The sequence below is a fragment of the Candidatus Pseudothioglobus sp. Uisw_041 genome (assembly GCF_048087625.1).
GTDB lineage: Bacteria > Pseudomonadota > Gammaproteobacteria > PS1 > Pseudothioglobaceae > Pseudothioglobus.
The window spans coordinates 897,179-917,673 of record NZ_CP159805.1; the positions used below are offsets into that span (position 1 = coordinate 897,179).

At 37.0% G+C, this 20,495-nt stretch carries 21 protein-coding genes and 1 riboswitch; of the genes, 11 read left to right on the forward strand and 10 right to left on the reverse strand.

Translation table 11 applies throughout. From position 1 onward, the window contains the following. Positions 1-1,461 carry an ATP-binding protein gene (locus ABXT44_RS04535; protein ID WP_416686095.1) on the reverse strand — a complete coding sequence of 487 codons (1,461 nt, stop codon included), beginning with the start codon at positions 1,459-1,461 and terminating at the stop codon, positions 1-3. Then, entirely contained in the window at positions 1,458-2,126 is a 669-nt protein-coding gene (locus ABXT44_RS04540; protein ID WP_416686096.1) for a response regulator, read from the reverse strand. Before ABXT44_RS04540 ends, ABXT44_RS04535 begins: the two co-directional genes overlap by 4 nt. 401 nt (positions 2,127-2,527) lie before the next feature. Between ABXT44_RS04540 and ABXT44_RS04545 the strand changes: the two genes are divergently transcribed. Both ABXT44_RS04545 and ABXT44_RS04550 read left to right on the forward strand, forming a co-directional pair. Continuing rightward, positions 2,528-2,680 carry a hypothetical protein gene (locus ABXT44_RS04545; protein ID WP_271541460.1) on the forward strand — a complete coding sequence of 51 codons (153 nt, stop codon included), beginning with the start codon at positions 2,528-2,530 and terminating at the stop codon, positions 2,678-2,680. 49 nt (positions 2,681-2,729) lie between these two features. Further along, positions 2,730-3,257, forward strand: a complete 528-nt coding sequence (locus tag ABXT44_RS04550) for a peroxiredoxin (RefSeq protein ID WP_416686097.1) — start codon at positions 2,730-2,732, stop codon at positions 3,255-3,257. Positions 3,258-3,259: 2 nt separating this feature from the next. On the opposite strand, the gene ABXT44_RS04555 is transcribed toward ABXT44_RS04550, so the two are convergent. Continuing rightward, positions 3,260-3,538, reverse strand: coding sequence for a GIY-YIG nuclease family protein (locus tag ABXT44_RS04555; RefSeq protein WP_416686098.1), 279 nt, complete (start codon positions 3,536-3,538; stop codon positions 3,260-3,262). A 100-nt stretch (positions 3,539-3,638) separates the two neighbouring features. On the opposite strand from ABXT44_RS04555, the gene ABXT44_RS04560 reads away from it, so the two are divergent. After that, a complete protein-coding gene (locus ABXT44_RS04560) occupies positions 3,639-4,928 on the forward strand; it encodes an MFS transporter (protein ID WP_416686099.1) in 1,290 nt (429 codons plus the stop codon). An 11-nt stretch (positions 4,929-4,939) separates the two neighbouring features. Here ABXT44_RS04560 and ABXT44_RS04565 read toward each other — a convergent pair whose 3' ends face one another. From ABXT44_RS04565 to ABXT44_RS04585, 5 genes are read right to left on the reverse strand one after another with little or no spacing between them, the layout of a single operon-like run. After that, positions 4,940-5,554: an amino acid synthesis family protein gene (locus ABXT44_RS04565; protein WP_416686100.1), complete on the reverse strand. Its 615-nt coding sequence runs from the start codon at positions 5,552-5,554 to the stop codon at positions 4,940-4,942. Further along, positions 5,555-5,908: a cupin domain-containing protein gene (locus tag ABXT44_RS04570; RefSeq protein WP_416686101.1), complete on the reverse strand. Its 354-nt coding sequence runs from the start codon at positions 5,906-5,908 to the stop codon at positions 5,555-5,557. A gap of 23 nt (positions 5,909-5,931) precedes the next feature. Then, a complete protein-coding gene (locus ABXT44_RS04575) occupies positions 5,932-6,747 on the reverse strand; it encodes a phytanoyl-CoA dioxygenase family protein (RefSeq protein ID WP_271537788.1) in 816 nt (271 codons plus the stop codon). A 54-nt stretch (positions 6,748-6,801) separates the two neighbouring features. Continuing rightward, positions 6,802-7,881 carry an alanine racemase gene (gene alr / locus ABXT44_RS04580; protein ID WP_416686102.1) on the reverse strand — a complete coding sequence of 360 codons (1,080 nt, stop codon included), beginning with the start codon at positions 7,879-7,881 and terminating at the stop codon, positions 6,802-6,804. Beyond that, complete coding sequence (locus ABXT44_RS04585; RefSeq protein WP_416686103.1) at positions 7,874-9,160, reverse strand: D-amino acid dehydrogenase; 1,287 nt, start codon at positions 9,158-9,160, stop codon at positions 7,874-7,876. The genes alr and ABXT44_RS04585 overlap by 8 nt, the downstream gene beginning before the upstream one ends. 200 nt (positions 9,161-9,360) lie before the next feature. Between ABXT44_RS04585 and glyA the strand changes: the two genes are divergently transcribed. From glyA to radA, 3 genes are read left to right on the forward strand one after another with little or no spacing between them, the layout of a single operon-like run. Beyond that, complete coding sequence (gene glyA, locus ABXT44_RS04590) at positions 9,361-10,614, forward strand: serine hydroxymethyltransferase (RefSeq protein ID WP_416686104.1); 1,254 nt, start codon at positions 9,361-9,363, stop codon at positions 10,612-10,614. A gap of 5 nt (positions 10,615-10,619) precedes the next feature. After that, entirely contained in the window at positions 10,620-11,072 is a 453-nt protein-coding gene (nrdR, locus tag ABXT44_RS04595) for a transcriptional regulator NrdR (protein WP_271558716.1), read from the forward strand. 7 nt (positions 11,073-11,079) lie between these two features. After that, entirely contained in the window at positions 11,080-12,441 is a 1,362-nt protein-coding gene (gene radA / locus ABXT44_RS04600; RefSeq protein ID WP_416686105.1) for a DNA repair protein RadA, read from the forward strand. Positions 12,442-12,445: 4 nt separating this feature from the next. On the opposite strand, the gene cobO is transcribed toward radA, so the two are convergent. After that, complete coding sequence (gene cobO, locus ABXT44_RS04605; RefSeq protein ID WP_416688427.1) at positions 12,446-13,039, reverse strand: cob(I)yrinic acid a,c-diamide adenosyltransferase; 594 nt, start codon at positions 13,037-13,039, stop codon at positions 12,446-12,448. Positions 13,040-13,110: 71 nt separating this feature from the next. After that, positions 13,111-14,877: a TonB-dependent receptor domain-containing protein gene (locus ABXT44_RS04610; RefSeq protein ID WP_416686106.1), complete on the reverse strand. Its 1,767-nt coding sequence runs from the start codon at positions 14,875-14,877 to the stop codon at positions 13,111-13,113. Positions 14,878-14,965: 88 nt separating this feature from the next. Continuing rightward, a riboswitch (cobalamin riboswitch) is annotated at positions 14,966-15,099 on the reverse strand. 115 nt (positions 15,100-15,214) lie between these two features. On the opposite strand from ABXT44_RS04610, the gene pheA reads away from it, so the two are divergent. From pheA to lepB, 5 genes are all read left to right on the forward strand, one after another. After that, positions 15,215-16,294 carry a prephenate dehydratase gene (gene pheA, locus ABXT44_RS04615; protein ID WP_416686107.1) on the forward strand — a complete coding sequence of 360 codons (1,080 nt, stop codon included), beginning with the start codon at positions 15,215-15,217 and terminating at the stop codon, positions 16,292-16,294. Continuing rightward, positions 16,291-17,355 carry a histidinol-phosphate transaminase gene (gene hisC / locus ABXT44_RS04620; RefSeq protein ID WP_416686108.1) on the forward strand — a complete coding sequence of 355 codons (1,065 nt, stop codon included), beginning with the start codon at positions 16,291-16,293 and terminating at the stop codon, positions 17,353-17,355. The genes pheA and hisC overlap by 4 nt, the downstream gene beginning before the upstream one ends. Further along, positions 17,352-18,203: a prephenate dehydrogenase gene (locus tag ABXT44_RS04625; protein WP_416686109.1), complete on the forward strand. Its 852-nt coding sequence runs from the start codon at positions 17,352-17,354 to the stop codon at positions 18,201-18,203. Before hisC ends, ABXT44_RS04625 begins: the two co-directional genes overlap by 4 nt. A gap of 8 nt (positions 18,204-18,211) precedes the next feature. Continuing rightward, positions 18,212-19,516: a 3-phosphoshikimate 1-carboxyvinyltransferase gene (aroA, locus tag ABXT44_RS04630; RefSeq protein ID WP_416686110.1), complete on the forward strand. Its 1,305-nt coding sequence runs from the start codon at positions 18,212-18,214 to the stop codon at positions 19,514-19,516. A 77-nt stretch (positions 19,517-19,593) separates the two neighbouring features. Continuing rightward, positions 19,594-20,493 carry a signal peptidase I gene (lepB, locus tag ABXT44_RS04635; RefSeq protein WP_416686111.1) on the forward strand — a complete coding sequence of 300 codons (900 nt, stop codon included), beginning with the start codon at positions 19,594-19,596 and terminating at the stop codon, positions 20,491-20,493. The last annotated feature ends 2 nt before the right edge of the window (positions 20,494-20,495 follow it).

Genomic DNA, 20,495 nt, shown 5'->3' on the forward strand with positions numbered 1-20,495 from the left:
CTACTTAATATTAGTAGGAAACCTCAGTTTTGCTTCAGCTCCTTGCTGAATAAAGCGGTTCTGAAGGGTTACCTCGCCTCCATGAAGCTGCATTATTTTTCGAACAAATCGCAGTCCTAAGCCGTTTCCTCGAACCCCTGTATCTGGCCTAGAGACAGAGAAAAATCGGGTAAACAACTTGCTGAGAACGTGGGGAGGTATTCCTGGCCCATCATCAAGAACAATAATTGAAATTGCAGCATTAGTTTCAGAGACCTTAATAGTAATTGTTCCTGATTTTGGACTAAAGTCTAAAGCGTTATTAACAATATTTCCAATAGCTTGCTCTAGTAATATTTTTTCAGCCTTAATTAGAGATTTATTGTTGATCTCAAGAACAATATTTAAACCTTTATCTGAGATATTTTTTGAGCGGCTAGGCGCCTTTAAAACGTTATTAACAATCTGCAAAATGTTCAGTAGCTCAATGGCCTTAAGCGTTTCCCGTCTTTCAATTCTTGATAGATCGAGCAATCTGTTAACCAGAAGATCCATATGCTTATTTGAATCCAATATGTTTTCAATAAACCTTTTTCTTTGCTCGTCACTCATTGGAGTGAGTAGGTTTTCAGCAGTAAGCTGAATTCCTGTTATAGGCGTTCTTAATTCGTGCGCAAGGGTATCAATGTACTGCTCAACATCGTCCTTAAGCTCAACCTCAGCTCGGGCATTTTCAATAGTTTTTGCAAGTTTATTGAATTGATTGTTAAGATCAGGAGCAACCACATCTTCACCACTAAAAAGACTGGTGGTATATTTTTCTATGCGCCTGATATTTCTGGAGATTCTGTAACTACCTAACGCACCAAAAATTAATGAAATTAGAAAAATATAAAAGATAAATTGTAAGAGATAGTTTTGATCTAATAAATCCATTAATGGTGCTACAACAACTACCGCACCTAAGATTTCACCGTTGTTTCCATAAATTGGATTTGAAGCGTTAAGAAACCTTGACTGGTATAGGTATTCAACGACAACTCCTCTAGCTTTTTTGGGCCCAGGAACATTCTCGACAGCAACTCTGGTGATGCCTTGACCGCCACTTAGGGCTGAATCAACTTCATTATGAGCTCTCATGTCCTTGCCGAGTATAAGTCCTCTAGAATCTAATACAAGGAGGCCATCCTTGTCAGTAACATAAATTGCAAGGTTTTCAAGTTTTTGATTACTGTTGGGATCTATTGTGTTTCTTTGAGAGCGTAAATAGTTAACAATCAAACTTTCAAAGGTTTCTAAATCAATTTCACCGTCCTTGTTGTTTTGAGAGGCTACTCTGCTCATTAGACTTGAAACCTCAACCATGACTGATTTTGCTGATTCAAGGGCGGTTCTGTGGGCAAATACCCAAAGTAAAGTTGAACTTATAATGAAGTAGAGAAGAAAGAGTTTGGTACCAATGTTGAGCTTAAAGTGTCTCATTCAATTAGGCTATATCCAATTCCTCTATGGGTTTCAATAAAATCGCTGTTTTCGTCAACCTCATGAAGCCTCTTACGAATAGACTTAATATGAGTATTAATAGTTTTAATGTCAGAGCCATGGGGCCTGTCCCAAATAATGCTCATTAAAAACTCTCTGGAGTGAACTCTGTTCGGGTTTTTAACAAGGTGAGATAAAATTTTAAATTCTGCAGGAGTAAGCGTTAGCTCAATCTCATTAAAAACCACTCTTTGCATAGCATGATTAATACCAAACTTTGAGCTTCCAGAAGTAGTGCTTGCTTTTCCAGTTCTTAGCTGAGCACGAACATGAGCAACAACGAGTCTTGGGCTTAATGGTTTAGTTACGTAAGCGTTAGCTCCAAGACCTTCAAGACCGAGAACCTGATCAGACTCATCATCCCTTGCTGAAATAATAATAACAGGTAAGCTGTATTTTTCACGGACCTTTCTCAGGACGTCAAACCCACTCATATCAGGCAAACCAACGTCAAGAAGAATTAGGTCAACTTCGTTATTGTTAAAATACTCAAGTGCGTCTTGACCATTATCAAACCACTTGCAATTAAAAGAGTCTTGCTCGAGGATAAAAGCGATACTCTCGGCAATTGTTTTATCGTCCTCAACTATTAAGATGGTTTGCATTTAAGATAATAATTTCTAATAAAAAAAGATATTGTAGTTTAAAACAAAAAAATTGAAAGAAACTTCATAAAGTCTTCATCAAAACTCCATTGATTAAACATTTGAAAGTTTGACGCAATGATTATTATCTGCATATTGTTTTTAGTTTATTAGAGCCGTTGCAATTACAACCCCTTTAAATTGCAACTAAACATAATACTAATAATCTCTTCATTTGTAAATGGATTATACATAAGCATTATGCAAGTCTCTAATAGCTAAAGGCAATATTTACGAATTTTAAGTTTTTTAAAGAACCTCATAACTTTTGTCATTCTCTCTCCGTTTGGCATAAGAGGTACCCGCTTTAGTTGACAGGTCTCTCCTTATCGGTCAACTAAAGCATTTTTCTTGGATTAACTATGAATCAAATGCAGAAGCAACTATCTTTAAAGCCATCCTTAGCAAATATTGCTAAATCTTATTGTAAGAGAAATAATATCAATGAAAAACAATTTTTAAAAGCAATGAAGTGGTATCAAAGCGCTATAAGTAACTCTAAGAAAAATAAATAAATCTATTTTTTTTAATTAAAATCAACCTAAACTCTAAGGCTATTTCATAATGTCCATAAAATCTATCAAAAAAGTTTTTCTTATATCTCTCTTATTAGCATTTTATTCCACGTCTTATGCATCATTGGAATTAGGCGATAAAGCGCCAAACTTTATTCTTGATGATCAGAATAGTCAAAGCCATCAATTGACGGACTATAAGGGTAAATGGGTAATTCTTTATTTTTATCCTAAAGATGACACGCCTGGCTGCACCACTCAGGCTTGTGACTTTAGAGATGCGGTTAAAAGGATTATTGCAAGTAAGTCTGTTGTATTTGGTGTAAGTCTTGATAGTGTCGAATCTCACAAACGCTTTTCTGACAAAAATAATTTACCTTTTTCCCTGCTCTCAGATGAAGAGGGCATAGTTGCAAAATCTTATGACTCTCTTAATAGCTTTATAGGCTTTAAGAGCGCAAAGCGAAATACCTTTATTATTAATCCTGAAGGGTTACTATCTAAAATTTACCTATCAGTAGATCCTAAAACACACTCACAAATGGTCTTAAACGATCTGTCTATATTGCAAGAATAACTTTAGTTTGATTTATTTAAATGAATTAAAGCTGTTTTAGTTTTCCTTGTCATTTTTTTAATTACAATTTCTCTTTTTAAAGCCTCACTTCTTGATATAGCACTCTCTTGATAGACTAATTCTAATGGCAGTCTTGATCTGGTGTATTTAGCGCCACCTTTAATTTCACCATTGTGCTGTTTAAGACGATTTTCTATATTATTTGTAATTCCGCAATAGAGTGTTTTGTCGCCGCATTCAAGAATATAGATAGTCCATATTTTTTCAGAAATATCAATCATTTAAACTTTTTACCATAATTGTGAAAACACTCTGCAAAAATACATTAAAATCCATTTTTTTATAAAAAAAGTGTCATGATAAACTGTTTCTTTTTTATCAATGATTTTTTTATCTCCTAATGGAATTGAAATTGTTATGCTGACTATCGTTATGCGCGCTATATGGCCATTATTCCTAGGAATATTATTTATTAGCTTGGGAAATGGCTTACAGGGAACCTTAAGTAGCTGGAGGGCAGATTATGAAGGTTTTTCTGTTCTTACAACCGGCCTAGTAATGTCGGGTTATTTTTTGGGTGCTTTTGCAAGCTCTTTGATATCTCCTGGTCAAATCAAAAAGACTGGCCAAATTCGAACTTATGCTGCTTTTGCTTCAATCGCCTCAACTGCAATTCTAATACAGTTATTATTTATTGAGCCACCCGTCTGGTTTGTTGCTCGGTTTTTATCAGGTTTTTGTGTTGCTGGAATCATGATAATTGTTGAGGGATGGCTAAACTCAATTTCTTCAAATGAAAATCGTGGGCAACTATTTTCAATTCATATGATGGTTGTTTGGGGCGGCCTTGCAATGGGTCAGGGCTTATTTGTGATTGATAGCCCAGCAGGTGTTAATTTATTTCTGCTTGCCTCTATCTTGCTTTCAGTCTCCCTAATCCCAATCCTGTTAACTGAAATCAAGGCTCCTGAAGTTGAGATGCAGGAACCCTTAGGTTTTAAGGCATTATGGAAAGCATCGCCTTCAGGGGTTGCAACGATTGGCATCTCTGGGCTAGCTTCTGCAGGCTTCTTTGGTGTTGGAACAATTTACGCAATTCAGTCGGGTTTAAGTATTTCTGAGACCGCACTTTTTATGACTCTATTTATTGGTTTTGGCGCATTATCACAGTGGCCACTTGGCTGGTTATCTGACAAGATTGATCGAAGAAAGGTGATTCTACTTTGCTGCTCAATAGTTATAGGGGTTTGTGCACTTCTTGTAATGTTTGATTTTTCTAAAACTACTTTCTTAGTTTTAAATGGATTGATTGGTGCAAGCACATTACCGCTCTATTCACTTGGTGTTGCTCAAACTAATGACCGCTTAAAGCCAAGTCAAATGGTTAGTGCTAGTGGAACAATTGTTTTTGTTTTTAGTGTCTTTGCGGCATTAGGACCCTTCACGATGAGTTATTTCCTGAATTTATTTGATAGCATTGGCTTCTTATTGTACTTAAGCCTAGTTCACTTGGTAATCGGGGTAACAGTGTTTGTTATGATGTTTATTAATGAAGATGTTGACGAGTCGGATCAATCAGACTTCCAAGTTATGGCGCAAAGACCAAGTATGGTTGCAATGGAAGTGATTGCAGAGGAAGCTATAGAATCTCAATCAGATTCAGAAAGCTAATAAATTCTTGGCTATACGTTTGCAGGGTTGTCTACGTCATGACCTAAGTCTTTCAAATCTTGATAGCGGTCACCTATTCTATGATGCGGTCTACCGCCGATTGAAGCGCCTAGCGCTATGACCAACTCATCATCTGCCGGAGCGTCAGGTATAGCGAGCTGAATTGTCAAGTAATGAGAGCGCCGTCCGGCATCATTTTTATCCATTAAAGGAATCATGATTGGCGCATTTGCACCGCCCCTTGTATTGCAAAATGACAAGTAAGATTGAGCTCCAACAGCTTTACGATAGTAATTGCCAAATCGAAGTGTATGGATAATGGCAGAAGCATGCTCAATTTCACCCTTAAGTCCTACTATGGCTGATTTGCCATATCCCTCTACTTTATCTCCTGAGCCAGCTTCCTTAATAATCATGGCGGTTAATATTTCACCAAGCTCTGGCGCAACATCTAGTATTCCTGGCTTGAGATCTTCTGTAAATTTACCGGCATTTTGCAGGTCAACCCAAGGATTTTTTATAACAGCAATCGCTGCTATTAAAGTAAGCGGTTTGTCTGCTTTTTTGTTACCTTCAATAAGAGTTTTTTCAACGTGTAATAGCGTTTTCCTAATTTCAACTGGCATTTACTTCTCCTTCAAAGGTATATTTAAACCTCTTTGAAAAACAATAATTAAGGCGCCTTTTTCAGAATAAGAAGAGTGCTGACTACCAGGCTTAAAAGAAACAAATTCACCTTTATTAAAGACTGTTCCGTCTGAGTCAATTAGCTCACCTTCCACTATGAAGAACTCCTCAAAGCCCATATGCGTATGCGGGACAGTTTGTGCGCCTGGGTCCATTTTTAAGACATAGCTTCCTTGCCCTGATACTTGATCATAACTGATGATATGCCAACTCATTTTTGGAACGGGAGAGCCGTAACGATCAAATGGCATAAATTCAACATTGTGAACATCAATTGTTTTTCTCTCATTCATAAGTTTTATACTAGACGTTAAATTTAAAATTCAGACTGTAGCCAGTTATCTTTTGCATAGTGGCAATCTTGATCCACTAAATGCAGGCTAAACGCTTGTCGAGATCGCTCTGATGTATTTGCAGCACTATAATGAGGAAGCTGACCATGCAAGATAATTAGAGTACCAGCCTTAACCTCAAGCATGTCTAATTCGTTATCAGGAAATGGACTATCATCTAAAATTTCAAACTCAGTACCTCCACCAGAAGACAATTTAAAGCGTTTTTTAAGTGGAATTGAATGTCCTCCAGTAATTGCTTGTAAACAGCCATTTTCTTTATTTGCATCCTCAAGGGCTACCCAAAAACCGATACAGCTCATTGGGCTTGTGTATAAAAATGTTGAATCTTGGTGAAGTCCAACCTCACCACCAATACTAGGCTGCTTAAAGATGTGCATGGATTGTAGCTTTCTAGGTTTTTTGATTCCAAGCTGTAGGCCAATTTCTGGCAAATTAAGCTCATTGATTACTTTTTTATAGACAGGGTCTAATTCATGCTGCGCATGGCCTATCTTATTAATAGATTTTTGTTTGGGAACGGTAAAGTTTCCATTGTCATCGATTGCCTTTTCTTCAAAAAAAAATCGAATTTGATCTCCAGAACTTAAAAAATATTCATCACTCGTTCTTTCCTGTTCATCAGTTGTAAAAACTGAATGTGAAGAGGGTGGCTGAAAATCATCAATAAGTTTTTCAGCGCGCTTCATTAAAAGCTCTCTTTGCTCTTGATTAATAAAATCTTCTACAACTACATATCCATCTTTATTAAATGCGTTGATTTGGTTAAGTGAAAGCATGGTTTTTTAAGAAATACGATAATGAATTAAATGCATTATATTAGTATTGAAAAATTATTGGACGTAAGTTTTATAAACTCTATTGGTAATTTTACTAAATATTTCATAAGAAATGGTATTGCAGCATTCTGCAAGCTCATCTATAGGAATATTTTCACCAAAGAGCTCAACTCGTTCTCCAACTTGAGGATTTAAAGCCTTACTTAAATCAATGGTCATCATGTCCATCGAAACTCTTCCTGCTACCGAGCATCTCAAGCCATTAATGAACACAGGGGTTCCGTCTTTAGCGCTTCGGGGATAGCCATCTGCATACCCAATAGCCACAACGCCTATTAGTGTATCTTTCTTGCAAATAAAGCGCTCGCCATAGCCAATTGATTGGCCTGCTTTAAAGCTTTTTATTGAGATCAATGAAGAAGACAGAGTCATTACAGGAGCTAACTTTTTTTGATGTAATGTATCTTTAAATGGAGAGGAGCCATAAAGCATAATACCTGGGCGAGTGTAATCTTTATGAGTTGATTCCCAGGCCAAAATAGCAGCCGAGTTAGCTAAAGATAATGAATAATTATGATTACCACTAGCATTTTCAAAATCAATAACTTGCTCTGAAGTCGACTTACTCTCTAGATTGTCAGCACTAGAAAAATGTGTCATTAGGGTTATCTTATTAATGTTATTACTTTCTTCTAAAGATCTAATAGCCTCCTTAAATTGAGCATCTTGAAAGCCAAGCCTTCCCATTCCAGAGTCGTGCTTAATAAAAACATCAATCTTTTTATTTATCGTAGCATTAAGAACCCACTCAAGTTGAAGTGGGGTGCATACTGTTATTGTTAAGTTATTTTTAATTGCTAAGGTAAGCTCTGACAACTCAAAAATACCTTCCATCAGCAAGACTGGGGTTTTGCTTAATCCAGAAGCCCTTAATTCAATAGCCTCTTCAATGCACGCAACGCCAAAAAAATCAGCACAATCTTCTAGATATTTTGCAACCTTGACAGCGCCATGACCATAGGCGTTAGCCTTAACAACTGCAATTGCATAGGAGTTAGCAGATAAGGATTTAGCGTAAAGATAGTTTTGTTTAATTGCGCTAAGATTTATTACTGCAGTGCACTTTCTAGCCATAATTTAAATTCGTCTTATTCGAGTACTTGTAGCGACTCATATCAATTCCTTCTAATGATATTTCAGGCTCATTGCCCGAAACTATGCTTGCTAATAGTTTGCCAGAGCCAAGAGACATTGTCCATCCTAGAGTTCCATGACCAGTATTTAAATATAAGTTTGAGTAAGGCGTTGCACCAATTATAGGAGTTGAGTCAGGAGTGCTAGGCCTAAAGCCTGTCCAAAAGTTAATGTCATTAGTTTCTTTTGCCGCATGAGGAAAAAGATTATTGAGGCCTTTTTTTAAAGAATGAAGTGACTTTTCTCTGAGACTTGAATTATGGTCTGTCAAATGCGCAATTCCAGCAACTCTTATAGTATTTCCCAGTCTGGTAATACCAACTTTATTCTTATCATCCATTATCGTTGACTGAGGGGCATCTAGATCATTTAATACTGGAAGGGTAATGGAGTAACCTTTAACTGGATAAACAGGAATATCAATGCCCACACTGGAGAGAATTTCGGATGAGTGACTGCCAAGCGAAACTGAATAACTATCTGCCGTTAATTCACCGTGATTTGTTTTAACTGCAGAAACTTTATTATTATTAATATGAATAGATTCAATATGAGTATCAAACTCAAATTTAACGCCCATCTCTAGACATTTTTTATACAATTCACTGGTAAATAAATAACAGTTTCCTGTGTAATCATTGATGAATCGAAGGCCACCATAAAGTTTATTTCTAATATATTGAAGTCCGGGCTCAGCCTCTACGCAGCCTTGAGAGTCAAGCACTTCATATTTAATATTAAATTTCTTTAGGATTGCCATATCTTGTTTTGCTTTTTCAAGATCCTTAGGACTCCAAAATAACTGAAGTGATCCTTGTTTTCTGTGCTCATAATTAATATCAAATTCACTCTCTAAATCGATTAAAGTTTTTTGAGAATAGTTTGCAATTCTAAGCATACGGCTTTTATTAATTTCATAGCTATCAGAATTGCAATTTTTATACGTCCGATACATAAACTTAATCGTTTCAAGACTAACGTTTGGATTAACAACCAATGGTGATGTTCCGCCAAGAGTCCACTTAATCAAACTCAGTGGTAAGCTTGGTGTTGCCCAAGGTGATGAAAATGCATACGATAGTTGACCTGCATTAGCATGACTTGTTTCCATAGCCACACTCTTTTGCCTGTCGACAACAGTAACATTATGTCCCTGTTTTGCAAGGAAATAAGCTGAAGTTGTGCCAATAATTCCGGCACCTAAAACTAGCACATTCATTGTTTAAAAAAATAAATATAAAAGGTAATTTTACCACTGAGAAATATCAATGATTTACTCAAGAATTGAACTTAATTTCAAATAATAAAACTGTAATAAAAACATACTATAATCTTTTAAAAAAAAGAATAATTTAGTTTGGATATTACTAAATAAAGTGGTTAAAATTAACGTTTTAAGATTCCTTTTATGGAGCTATTATGTTTGATAAAAACCTAACATTAAATGATGTTGATCCTGAGATTGCAAATGCAATAAATGCTGAAAACGCAAGACAGGAAGCGCACATTGAATTAATCGCATCTGAAAACTATACTTCGCCGAATGTCATGTTTGCACAAGGCTGTCAAATGACCAATAAATATGCTGAGGGTTATCCTGGTAAGCGATATTATGGCGGCTGTGAGCACGTCGATGTTGCAGAAACCTTAGCTATAAGTAGAGCAAAAGAATTATTTGGAGCTGCCTATGCAAATGTGCAGCCACATTCTGGCTCAACTGCAAATGCTGCTGTCTTTCAAGCGCTTTTGGTTCCTGGTGATACTATATTAGGAATGAGTCTGGCTCATGGTGGTCACTTAACGCATGGCGCTGCGCCTTCTTTTTCAGGTAAAAATTTTAATGCTATTCAATATGGCCTAGATGAGTCTACTGGTGAGATTGATTACGACCAAGTTGAGCGTTTAGCGTTAGAGCATAAACCAAAGATGGTAATTGCTGGCTTTTCAGCATATTCAAGGATTGTTGATTGGGCTCGCTTTAGAGAAATCGCTGACATGGTAGGAGCTTATCTTCTTGTTGATATGGCTCATGTTGCAGGTTTAGTAGCAACGGGTGACTATCCTTCTCCAATTGAATTTGCTGATGTATGCACTACAACGACTCATAAAACATTAAGAGGTCCACGTGGCGGCTTAATTGTTGCTAAAGCAAATCCAGAAATTGAAAAAAAACTTAACTCTGCTATATTCCCAGGAATACAGGGTGGGCCTTTAATGCATATCATTGCAGCTAAAGCGATTGCCTTTAAAGAGGCTATGAGTGATGACTTTAAAGCGTATCAAAAACAAGTCGTTATTAATGCTAGAGCCATGGCAAGCGTTTTCCTTGAAAGAGGCTATGACGTTGTTTCAGGCGGCACTGATAATCATGTTTTCTTAGTAAGTTTTATTGAGCAAGGACTAACAGGAAAAGCAGTTAATAATGCTCTAGGTGAGGCCCACATTACAGTAAATATGAACTCCGTTCCAAATGATCCGCAGTCACCTTTTGTTACCAGTGGAATACGTGTTGGAACTCCTGCAGGAACAACAAGAGGTTTTGGTGAATCTGAGTGCAAAGACATTACCAACTGGATTTGTGACATTTGTGATGATTTAGAAAATCAATCTGTTATTGATGAAGTAAGAGCAAAGGTTGGAGAGCTTTGTTCTAGATTTCCAGTTTATAAGTAACCGCTATGAGATGTCCTTTTTGTCAATCTGATGACACCAAGGTCCTAGATACTAGATTACTTGATGATGGCTCTCAAGTCCGCCGAAGAAGGGAATGCATCGCGTGTGGGGAAAGACACTCTACTCGTGAAACAGTTGATTTAAATTTACCAAGACTCATTAAAAGTGATGAATCAAGGCAATCATTTAGCGAAGATAAGCTTCGTTCTGGACTGCTAAAAGCTCTCGAAAAACGGCCCGTTGAAATTTCAAAAATTGAAACTGCAATTCAAAAAATTCAGCGAAAACTGATGGCTCAAAATGACAGAGAGGTTCCTTCATCAATGCTTGGAGAGTGGGTAATGGAAGAACTGAGGGCTCTTGATGAAGTTGCATATATAAGATTTGCTTCGGTTTATCGTCAATTCCAAGACATTGAAGCTTTTAAAAGTGAAATTGATAAATTAATGAATAAATAATTCTAGGATGGCAAAAACTAAAATTGAGTTTGTTTGCAGAGAATGTGGCTCATCACATCATCAATGGGCAGGTCAATGTCTAGATTGTAAAGAATGGAATACACTTGAAGAAGTGGTAATATCACAGGCAACTTCTTCTAAACCTGAAAGCCTTAAAGATCTTCCGGCATCTAAGGTACAAAACCTATCTGAAATTAAATCTCAAAATAATCATCGGCTCTCAACAGGCCTCAGTGAACTTGATCGCACGCTTGGTGGTGGCTTGGTAGATGGTTCTGTAGTTCTTATTGGTGGTGATCCTGGTATTGGCAAATCAACTTTGATTTTGCAGGCAATAGCTGCGATTAATGCCTCAAATACAACCCTTTATGTCAGCGGTGAAGAGTCAGCTGAGCAGGTGAGTGATAGGGCTATTAGACTAGGAATTAAGGAAGATATACTCTTTATAGGTGAAACCCATCTAGAGAAAATAATAAAGATTTCAAAAGATACCAGACCTAAAGTTATTGTTATTGACTCAATCCAGACCATGGTTACTGATCTTTCAAATTCTGCGCCAGGCTCTGTAACACAAGTTCGTGATTGTGCAGCCCAGCTTACCCAATACGCCAAACAAACTAATACAATACTTTTGATGATTGGTCATGTTACAAAGGGTGGTGCGCTTGCAGGTCCAAGAATCTTAGAGCACATGGTTGACGCTGTTTTATATTTTGAGGGGGATGCTGGCGGCCGCTATAGAATAATTAGAGCGGTAAAAAATCGCTTTGGTGCTGTTAATGAAATTAGCGTCTTTGCAATGGGTGAGAAAGGACTACAACAAGTCAGCAACCCATCTTCAATATTTCTTTCAAATCAAGAAAACCCCTCATCTGGCTCAATGGTTATGGTCACAAGAGAGGCTACAAGACCTTTATTGGTTGAGATACAAGCGCTCGTGGACCAAGCTAATGGAACTCCAAAAAGAGTCAGCGTAGGTCTTGATCAAAATAGACTGTCACTACAACTAGCAATTCTTCACAAGCACTCTGGAATTGCAACATTTGATCAAGATGTTTTTATAAATGTCGTAGGCGGGATTAAAGTAAGTGAAACTGCGTCGGATTTAGTTGTAATGCTTGCAATCGTTTCAAGTTTAAGAGATAAGGTGATTCCGAGTAAATGGATTGCTTTTGGAGAGGTTGGCCTTACTGGCGAGGTACGCCCGGTCTACAACTCTATGGAAAGGCTATCAGAAGCTCAAAAGCAGGGCTTTGAGGTTGCAATCATTCCAAAAGACAATGCCCCTAAAAAACCGATAAAAGGAATGAAGGTTGTAACTGTTGGGTATCTATACCAGGCAATTCAGTATTTACTTGAAAACAGCTAATCCCTTATAGGTCTATACCTTTTTGAGCTCTAATATTAGCTCTAAAAGCGTGCTTTACATCTTTGACTTCACTTACAGTGTCTGAGGCCTCAATAATGCCCTCAGTGGCTGCTCTTCCAGTAATAACAACGTGCTGACCCTCTGGCCTATTACTAAGAGCCTTAAGGATTGACTTTTCATCGAGATAGTTGTAATTAATCATATAAGTAATTTCATCAAGAACCACAAGATTAATTTCTGGATCAGCTAGAAACTTTTCAGCTTCTAACCATGTTTCATTTGCTAGCTTTTTATCAAGCTCTTGGTCTTGCGTATTCCAAGTGAAACCACTTTCCATATGAGCGGATACAACATTGGGGTTACTATCCAAAAAAAGATCTTCGCCTGTCTGCTGTTCACCCTTTAAAAAACGCACGAGAGCTACCTTCATTTCATAACCAAGTGCTCTACAAATCATACCCATAGCAGAAGATGACTTGCCTTTACCGTTCCCAGTAAGAAGCACCACAATCCCTTTATCTATATTAGCCTCTTCAATTCTGGAATCAATATGCTCTTTCTTACGCTGCATACGCTTCTTGTATGAATTTTCCATAATTAGTTTTTTACCTAATGCGGCAATATAATAGTTGTCCAGTATATGGAATTATATACTGGACAACTAGAATCTTAAAAATTGTAAGTTAAGCCTAGAGTTGATGTTTTACCAAGAGTCTTATAACCTTTTGCCATTTCATAGTTCTTATCTAAGGCGTTATTTCTATTAAGGTAAACAGTTAAGTCATCTGTAAAACTGTAGCTAGTACTCAAATTAAGTAATCCGTAACCACCGAGTTCTGCAGAATTCTGGCCCCAACCAATATTGTTAGCATCGTTATCCCATGCACGAGACTTAGCTATCCAATTAATGTTTCTCTTCCATTTTCCAGAAGTCTTAGAAAGGTTTAATGAAATCGAGCGATTAGGTCTCCTACCTTTTTGCAAACCAGTTGAAGCTGCTATAGCTTTATTGTAATCAATACTTGTATCAAGATCCCAACCTAATAAATCAGTTCCAAGTGACAACTCAACTCCTCGTATATTAACAGTCCCACTGTTTATGTAGTAAGGTGTGGCTACATTGACATAACTATGGGCATCAGTAAGTTTGCTTTTATAAACCTTTAACTCAACATTACCCCATTCATAGTCACCGGTTAATCCAAGCTCTAGATTTTTTGAAAGCTCACGCTTTAGGGCTGTTCTTCCAGCAACAATATTTAAATTTTGGTAATAGTGGTTAGGTAAGTTAGATGCAGTTCCGTAAGAGCCATTAACTCTCAAAGTCGAGCTTAAATCTCTCCCCCAATTTAAATTATAAGTAGTGTGGGTTTTAAACTTATCATGATCCACAATTCTTGCGCCAATTGAGATTTCATTATCAATTATCAAACCCTGCCACTGAGAAAAAATATCAGTATGTTTAATTTGCCTAGTATTTCCTACGTCCTTGTCTACTGAATTCATAAGCCCAATAGATAGCTTGCTATTATCAAAGTCAAGCTCATTGATAATTGACATGGTGTTTAATCTATACTTATTACCTTGCCTTTGAGTCCTCTGATTCATAATGTCTAAATTAATCTTAAATCTTTCACTAACTTTTTGAGTTATACCCAAACCAACTTGACTCAGATTATTGTCTGGCTTCACAGCATAGCCAGGATTATCATAAAAGATTTCTGCTTTTGTCCTTAGAATATTTACACTTATATCAGTTGAATCAGTAAGCTCAGTTCCAAGATTTAAGCCTAATGTTTTCCTATCAATTGGATCTAAATCTCCATCTCCCGTAGCATCAACACCATCCGTATGAAAGTCTGTAAGTGCAATATCTAAATAACTCTTTTCGTTCTTGAAATAAGAATTTAGATTAATCTTACTAGTGCCTTTGGAGCCGTATGAAATATCAATTTTATTACTGGTAATTGAATCTGCATCCTTATCAGTAAATACATGAATTACACCGCCAATTGCGCCAGGACCATATAGTGATGAGAAAGGTCCCTTACTTATTTCGATGCGCTCTATCTGGTCAACAGGAATAACATCAAGGTTAGCTTGACCACCAGAAATCGTCACTTTCATGCCATCTAGTAAAAGTAAAGTATGTTTTGCTTCATTTCCTCTTAAACGAACTGCATTAATAGATCCCTGTCCACCCTCATAGGAGATCGAGGGAATATACTGAAGAAGCTCAGTAAAAGTTTTAGCACCAGTACTTTTAATTGCTGCTTTATCCAGCTTAATTGTCGTTGCAATAGATCCAATAACTGGGCTTGAAGTTCTATATTCAGTATTAAGAGAGATTTTAATTGGACCAATAACAGCATTTGCTGCATTAGAGAATAGAATTGCTGACAAAGATGCAGCAAAAATTAGATTTTTAGTAAACATAATGACCCCTTATTTATAAATAAAAAGAGGGATTTAGAGAAAAGAATTACAAGACATGCAATACATTAACTCACCACCCATCGTAGCTTTTAGTAAAACTAAACTTGCTATGTATCGGACTTATCTTTATCAGAATTACCGTTGCGAGGGCAGTGTTGGATTTAAACCAACTTCCATATTGCAAATTATTTTGTGAATTATATCGATTTTTTATAAAACTGCAATAACTTTTTTTGTCCTATCTATTTACTATCTTATTACTTAATAAAAACAATACTTTGAAGTCCTAATAGTCTTAGGTAAAATACCCCCTAAAGAATATCTTTTAACTTGTATTATGAAAAGCGATTCACTTGAAAATTTAAGAAATGATATCGATGATCTGGATCAAAAAATTCAGCTTCTAATATCTCAGCGCGCGGACTTAGCTGCTAAGGTTGCACTTGTCAAGCAGGAGTCGAATGCGCAAACAGCTTTTTATAGACCTGAGCGGGAAGCAGAGGTATTAAGCAAGGTAATCCAAAGAAACAAAAGCCTTCTTAAAGATAAGGATATTGCCCTTATTTTTAGAGAAATTATGTCAGCCTGCTTGGCGCTTGAGCAACCCCTAAAGATTGCATTTTTAGGTCCTGAGGGAACCTTTACACAGGAGGCTGCTTTAAAACATTTTGGCCATGGAGTTTCTCCGCTGGACTGCGGTACGGTTGATGAGATTTTTCATCAAGTTGAGACAGATAATGCGCAGTATGGAGTTGTGCCAATTGAAAACTCCTCAAATGGAGTTATTGGTACGTCTCTTGATATGCTTTATAGTCATGATTTAAATATTTGTGGTGAAGTAGAAATTGCAGTTGCCCATCACCTAATGATGCAAGACCAGTCTCAAGAAATTAAAATTATTTACGCGCATCAACAAGCACTTGATCAATGTCATCGATGGCTCTCTAATCACTATCCTCATACTGAGTTAAGGCCTGTTGCCTCAAATGCATTAGGCGCAAGAATGGTAAAGGATGAGCCAAATGCGGCGGCAATTGCATCTAAGGTTGCTCTTAATATCTATGGACTTGAAAGAGTTGCTAAAAATATAGAGGACAATGCTGGTAACGTTACTCGCTTTATTGTTATTGGTAAAGATGAAGTTCCAGCTGGCGTTAACGATAAAACTTCACTCCTAGTTGTTACCAAGCATGAGTCAGGAGCTTTATTTGATTTACTGGAGCCATTCAAAGCCAATAACATCAATATGCTTCAACTTGCAAGGCATCCGATACCTGGAGTAAAGTGGGAATATTTGTTCTTCATTGACATAGAAGGGCATCAGAGCAAAAAAAATGTTCAAAAAGCTATTCAAGAGGTCAAATCACGCGTCTCTAAATTAGATATTTTAGGCTCTTATCCTGTAGCAGTTTTATGAATGCCTGTGAGTCAATCCTTGGATTGAGTCCATACCAAGGTGGAAAACCTATAGATGAGCTTGCTCGAGAATTAGGACTTAAAAATATTACAAAGCTTGCTTCTAATGAAAACCCATTAGGCGTTAGTAGAGCAGTAAAAGAAGCAGTTTTTAACTCTTTATCAAGCATTAATCGCTATCCTGATGGTAACTGCTTTGAGCTAAAAAAAGCTATCGCTGAGAAGCTTTCAGTAATGCCAGACATGATTTCACTAGGTAATGGTTCAAATGAGCTATTAGAGCTCATTGCAAGAGTATTTGTATCCAAAAAAACTGATGAGGTGATTTTCTCTCAGTATGCTTTTGTTGTTTACCCTCTGGTCACTCAGGCCTTGGGAGCTACTGCAAAAGTTTCTCCAGCTAAGAATTATGGCCATGACTTAAATTCAATGTTAAGTTTAATAAGTGAAAATACAAAACTTATTTTCGTTGCAAATCCAAATAACCCTACGGGGACCCTTTTAAGTGATGATCAGCTTTATGCCTTCTTACAAAAGGTCCCTAATAATGTCCCAGTGGTATTAGATCAGGCATATTTTGAGTACTTAAATGTTGATGATCTTGCAATTGACTGGCTTAAGGAATTTGATAACTTAATCATTACGCGCTCCTTTTCTAAGGCTTATGGCCTAGCTGGACTTAGGGTTGGTTACTCTGTATGTAGCCCTTTAATTGCAGATTTCATAAATCGCGTAAGAGAGCCGTTTAATGTTAACTATACTGCTCAAGTTGCTGCCATTGCAGCGCTTTCAGATGATAAGCATTTAAATGACTCAGTAGAAATAAATACTAATGGTTATGAGCAGCTAACGAGTGGATTTGATGCTTTAAAACTCAACTACATTCCATCTCATGCTAACTTTATTGCTGTTGAATTTAATAATGCCATGAATATCTACAATGACCTTCTTAAAGAAGGCGTTATTGTCCGCCCAGTAGAGATGAAAGGGTATTTAAGAATTTCAATTGGAACCTCAAATGAAAACGATCACCTGCTTAGTGCATTAAAAAAAGTTTTATGATTAATAAAATTACAATAATTGGAGTGGGCTTAATTGGAGGCTCTTTAGCGAAAGCAATAAAAGAGAACAATTTAGCAAAAGTAGTCTTCGGCTTTGGGAGAGACTTAAATCGCTTAGAAGCAGCTCAAAAAGCAAACGTTATTGATCAATTTTCAACCAACTTAGAAGACGCGATAAATGATTCAGATATTGTAATTATCGCTACTCCTGTAGGCTCTTTTAAAGAGATTCTAAGTGAAATAAAACCTTTTCTAACTAGTAAAATAGTAATTTCTGATGTCGGCAGTACTAAAACTAATATTGCCTCTATAGTGAGCCAGACGTTAGGGGATTATTCAAATTACTTTATTCCAGCACACCCAATTGCAGGTAAGGAAAAAAGTGGTTTTGAAGCAAGTGAAGCCACTTTATTTAATAATAGGAAAGTTATTATTACACCTCTTGAGACTAGCAGCCCAGATTCAATAAATCTCATCCAGAAGATGTGGGAGTGTACTGGTGCAGATGTTGATTTTATGAGTCCTGAATCTCATGATGAACTACTTGGAATGACCTCACACTTGCCCCATATGCTTGCTTTCTCTCTTGTTAATTATCTAATTAGTAAAAATCCTAGCGCATCAATATACGCTGCAGGTGGCTTTAAAGACTTTTCTAGGATAGCCTCAGGTGATGCTGTTATGTGGAGAGACATCTGCATTCAAAACAAAGATCAAATTATTAGCCATATCAAAGGCTACCAAAAAACATTGAACTCCCTTGTTGATGCGATTGAAAATGAAAATAGTGATGAATTAGATTTGTTGTTTACTAGCGCTAAAAAAACCCGTGATTCATGGGTAGGGTAATTTAACCGATGGCAAGCTTTGTAACCTCAAAATGTAGGCCACTAAAGGGTTCTATTAAAGTTCCTGGTGATAAATCAATATCTCACAGATCTATAATGCTTGGATCGATTGCAACTGGAATAACTAAGGTGTCGGGATTTCTTCAGGGAGAAGACAGCCTGGCAACTTTAAACTCCTTTAAGGAAATGGGCGTCCAAATTGATAGACAAGGGTCAAATGTAATTATTAATGGTGTTGGAATGCACGGACTAAAAGAGCCTACAAAACCATTGAATTTAGGAAATTCTGGAACGTCTATTCGCTTAATGTCTGGCCTTCTGAGCGCTCAAAACTTTGATTCTGAGCTTTGCGGTGATGAATCGCTCTCTATGAGGCCAATGGCTAGAGTTATCGAGCCACTATCTAGAATGGGTGCAGACATTTCTGGTCCTGATTCAAAGCCCCCTCTGACAATTAAAGGTGGTAAAAAATTATCCTCTCTAAACTACACACTACCCGTTGCCTCAGCACAGATTAAATCATGCCTACTATTAGCAGGCCTTTATGCAGACGGTGAAACTCATGTTATTGAAAATGGTATATCCAGAGACCATACTGAAAGAATGCTTAGAGGCTTTGGTTACAAGGTTAATACATCACCTGGTGAAGTCTCTATACTTGGGGGAGGGAGCCTAAAGGCTTGCATTATTGAAGTTCCTAGTGACATATCGTCCTCTGCTTTTTTTATGGTAGCAGCTAGTATTGCAAAAGAGGCGGATATTACTTTATTGGCTGTGAATGTCAATCCAACCAGAACAGGAGTGATTGATATTCTTCGGTTAATGGGCGCTAATATTGAGCTTATCAATGAGAGATTGGAGGCTGGTGAACTAATTGCAGACATAAGAATTTGTTCATCAAAACTTAAAGGAATTAAAATCCCAGAACGCTTAGTCCCTTTGGCAATTGATGAGTTCCCAGCTATATTTATTGCAGCAAGCTGCGCCGAAGGAGAGACTATCTTAACGGGCGCCAAAGAGTTAAGAGTTAAAGAATCTGATCGCATTCAAGTAATGGCTGATGGGCTTTCATCATTAGGTATTGAGAATGAAGTTCTTGATGATGGCATTAAAATTGTTGGCGGCGAATTTAAAGAGCAATTAGCACCAATCAAATCTCATCATGATCACCGCATCTCCATGTCATTTGCTGTTGCATCTGTTAGGTCTAATTTTGAAATAAATATTGACGGGGTTGACAACGTAAAGACGTCATTCCCAAACTTTGTAGAGTTAGCGAACTCAATTGGTATGAGTATTATTGAAACTAATTAGGTTTAGTGCTAAGTAGTAATTTAAGTATGTCATCCAACACCTTGTTATAATACGCTTTTTGAAAAATACACTAATCTATGACTATTAATAATGCAGAACCGTTCTTTGCATGGGACGTACTATCTTGGCTTTTCGTGGCAATGGCTCTTGCAATTGTTATAGTTTTAGCAGACCTTCTCTTATCTAAGAAAAATAACCAAATCAATACTGAGACTTCTGAAAAAACATCAAAAATTGGCAGTTTTTTCTATTTTTTAGTATTTCTAAAATTTTCAAAATCTGAAAAGTATAGTCACAGACCAAAAGTTGTTCAGTGGTCAATAGAGATGTTTCCAGTATTGTTGCTGGTTTTGGTGTTTAGAGGCTTTATATTTGAGCCTTTTCGTGTGCCCTCAAACTCAATGATGCCGACACTTTTAACGGGTGATTTTATTATAGTAAATAAGTTTGATTATGGCCTTAGACTGCCAATAACAAACACAAAACTTGTGGAGTTTTCAAGCCCTAATAGGGGAGATGTAATTGTATTTAGGTACCCAAATTATGAAAAAACGCCTGGTTACTCTGGGGTAGACTTTATTAAGCGTATTGTCGCTCTTCCAGGTGACGTAATTTCTTATAAAAAAGATCAGTTAATAGTTAATGGAAAGTCAGTTGAAGTTAAAAAAATAGGCCCTTATGTTGGTGTGGATTCAGGAAAATCAATGAATAATTACAGACTAGTCCGTGAAATTTTTGACTCTTCTGGTCATGACATACTTCTTAATCCAAAAGGTCATTCAAAAGAACTGGTGGAAATTACAATTCCCCAAGGTCATTACTTTGTAATGGGCGATAACAGGTCTCACAGTAGCGATTCTAGATTTTGGGGCTTTGTTCCAGAAGATTATATAATTGGAAGGGCTATTGGAATATGGATGCATTGGGATTGGAATTTTAATACAATGCAGTTTAGTCGAATTGGTGGCTTTGATTAAAA

Bases quoted from the DNA above. Each gene is read 5' to 3' on its own strand.
- ABXT44_RS04550 (WP_416686097.1), top strand. From the start codon at position 2,730: ATGTCCATAAAATCTATCAAAAAAGTTTTTCTTATATCTCTCTTATTA.
- ABXT44_RS04565 (WP_416686100.1), bottom strand. From the start codon at position 5,554: ATGCCAGTTGAAATTAGGAAAACGCTATTACACGTTGAAAAAACTCTT.
- ABXT44_RS04570 (WP_416686101.1), bottom strand. From the start codon at position 5,908: ATGAATGAGAGAAAAACAATTGATGTTCACAATGTTGAATTTATGCCA.
- ABXT44_RS04610 (WP_416686106.1), bottom strand. From the start codon at position 14,877: ATGTTTACTAAAAATCTAATTTTTGCTGCATCTTTGTCAGCAATTCTA.
- aroA (WP_416686110.1), top strand. From the start codon at position 18,212: ATGGCAAGCTTTGTAACCTCAAAATGTAGGCCACTAAAGGGTTCTATT.
- ABXT44_RS04625 (WP_416686109.1), top strand. From the start codon at position 17,352: ATGATTAATAAAATTACAATAATTGGAGTGGGCTTAATTGGAGGCTCT.
- ABXT44_RS04555 (WP_416686098.1), bottom strand. From the start codon at position 3,538: ATGATTGATATTTCTGAAAAAATATGGACTATCTATATTCTTGAATGC.
- hisC (WP_416686108.1), top strand. From the start codon at position 16,291: ATGAATGCCTGTGAGTCAATCCTTGGATTGAGTCCATACCAAGGTGGA.
- nrdR (WP_271558716.1), top strand. From the start codon at position 10,620: ATGAGATGTCCTTTTTGTCAATCTGATGACACCAAGGTCCTAGATACT.
- radA (WP_416686105.1), top strand. From the start codon at position 11,080: ATGGCAAAAACTAAAATTGAGTTTGTTTGCAGAGAATGTGGCTCATCA.
- alr (WP_416686102.1), bottom strand. From the start codon at position 7,881: ATGGCTAGAAAGTGCACTGCAGTAATAAATCTTAGCGCAATTAAACAA.
- glyA (WP_416686104.1), top strand. From the start codon at position 9,361: ATGTTTGATAAAAACCTAACATTAAATGATGTTGATCCTGAGATTGCA.
- ABXT44_RS04585 (WP_416686103.1), bottom strand. From the start codon at position 9,160: ATGAATGTGCTAGTTTTAGGTGCCGGAATTATTGGCACAACTTCAGCT.
- ABXT44_RS04540 (WP_416686096.1), bottom strand. From the start codon at position 2,126: ATGCAAACCATCTTAATAGTTGAGGACGATAAAACAATTGCCGAGAGT.
- ABXT44_RS04535 (WP_416686095.1), bottom strand. From the start codon at position 1,461: ATGAGACACTTTAAGCTCAACATTGGTACCAAACTCTTTCTTCTCTAC.
- pheA (WP_416686107.1), top strand. From the start codon at position 15,215: ATGAAAAGCGATTCACTTGAAAATTTAAGAAATGATATCGATGATCTG.
- ABXT44_RS04545 (WP_271541460.1), top strand. From the start codon at position 2,528: ATGAATCAAATGCAGAAGCAACTATCTTTAAAGCCATCCTTAGCAAAT.
- ABXT44_RS04560 (WP_416686099.1), top strand. From the start codon at position 3,639: ATGATTTTTTTATCTCCTAATGGAATTGAAATTGTTATGCTGACTATC.
- ABXT44_RS04575 (WP_271537788.1), bottom strand. From the start codon at position 6,747: ATGCTTTCACTTAACCAAATCAACGCATTTAATAAAGATGGATATGTA.
- lepB (WP_416686111.1), top strand. From the start codon at position 19,594: ATGACTATTAATAATGCAGAACCGTTCTTTGCATGGGACGTACTATCT.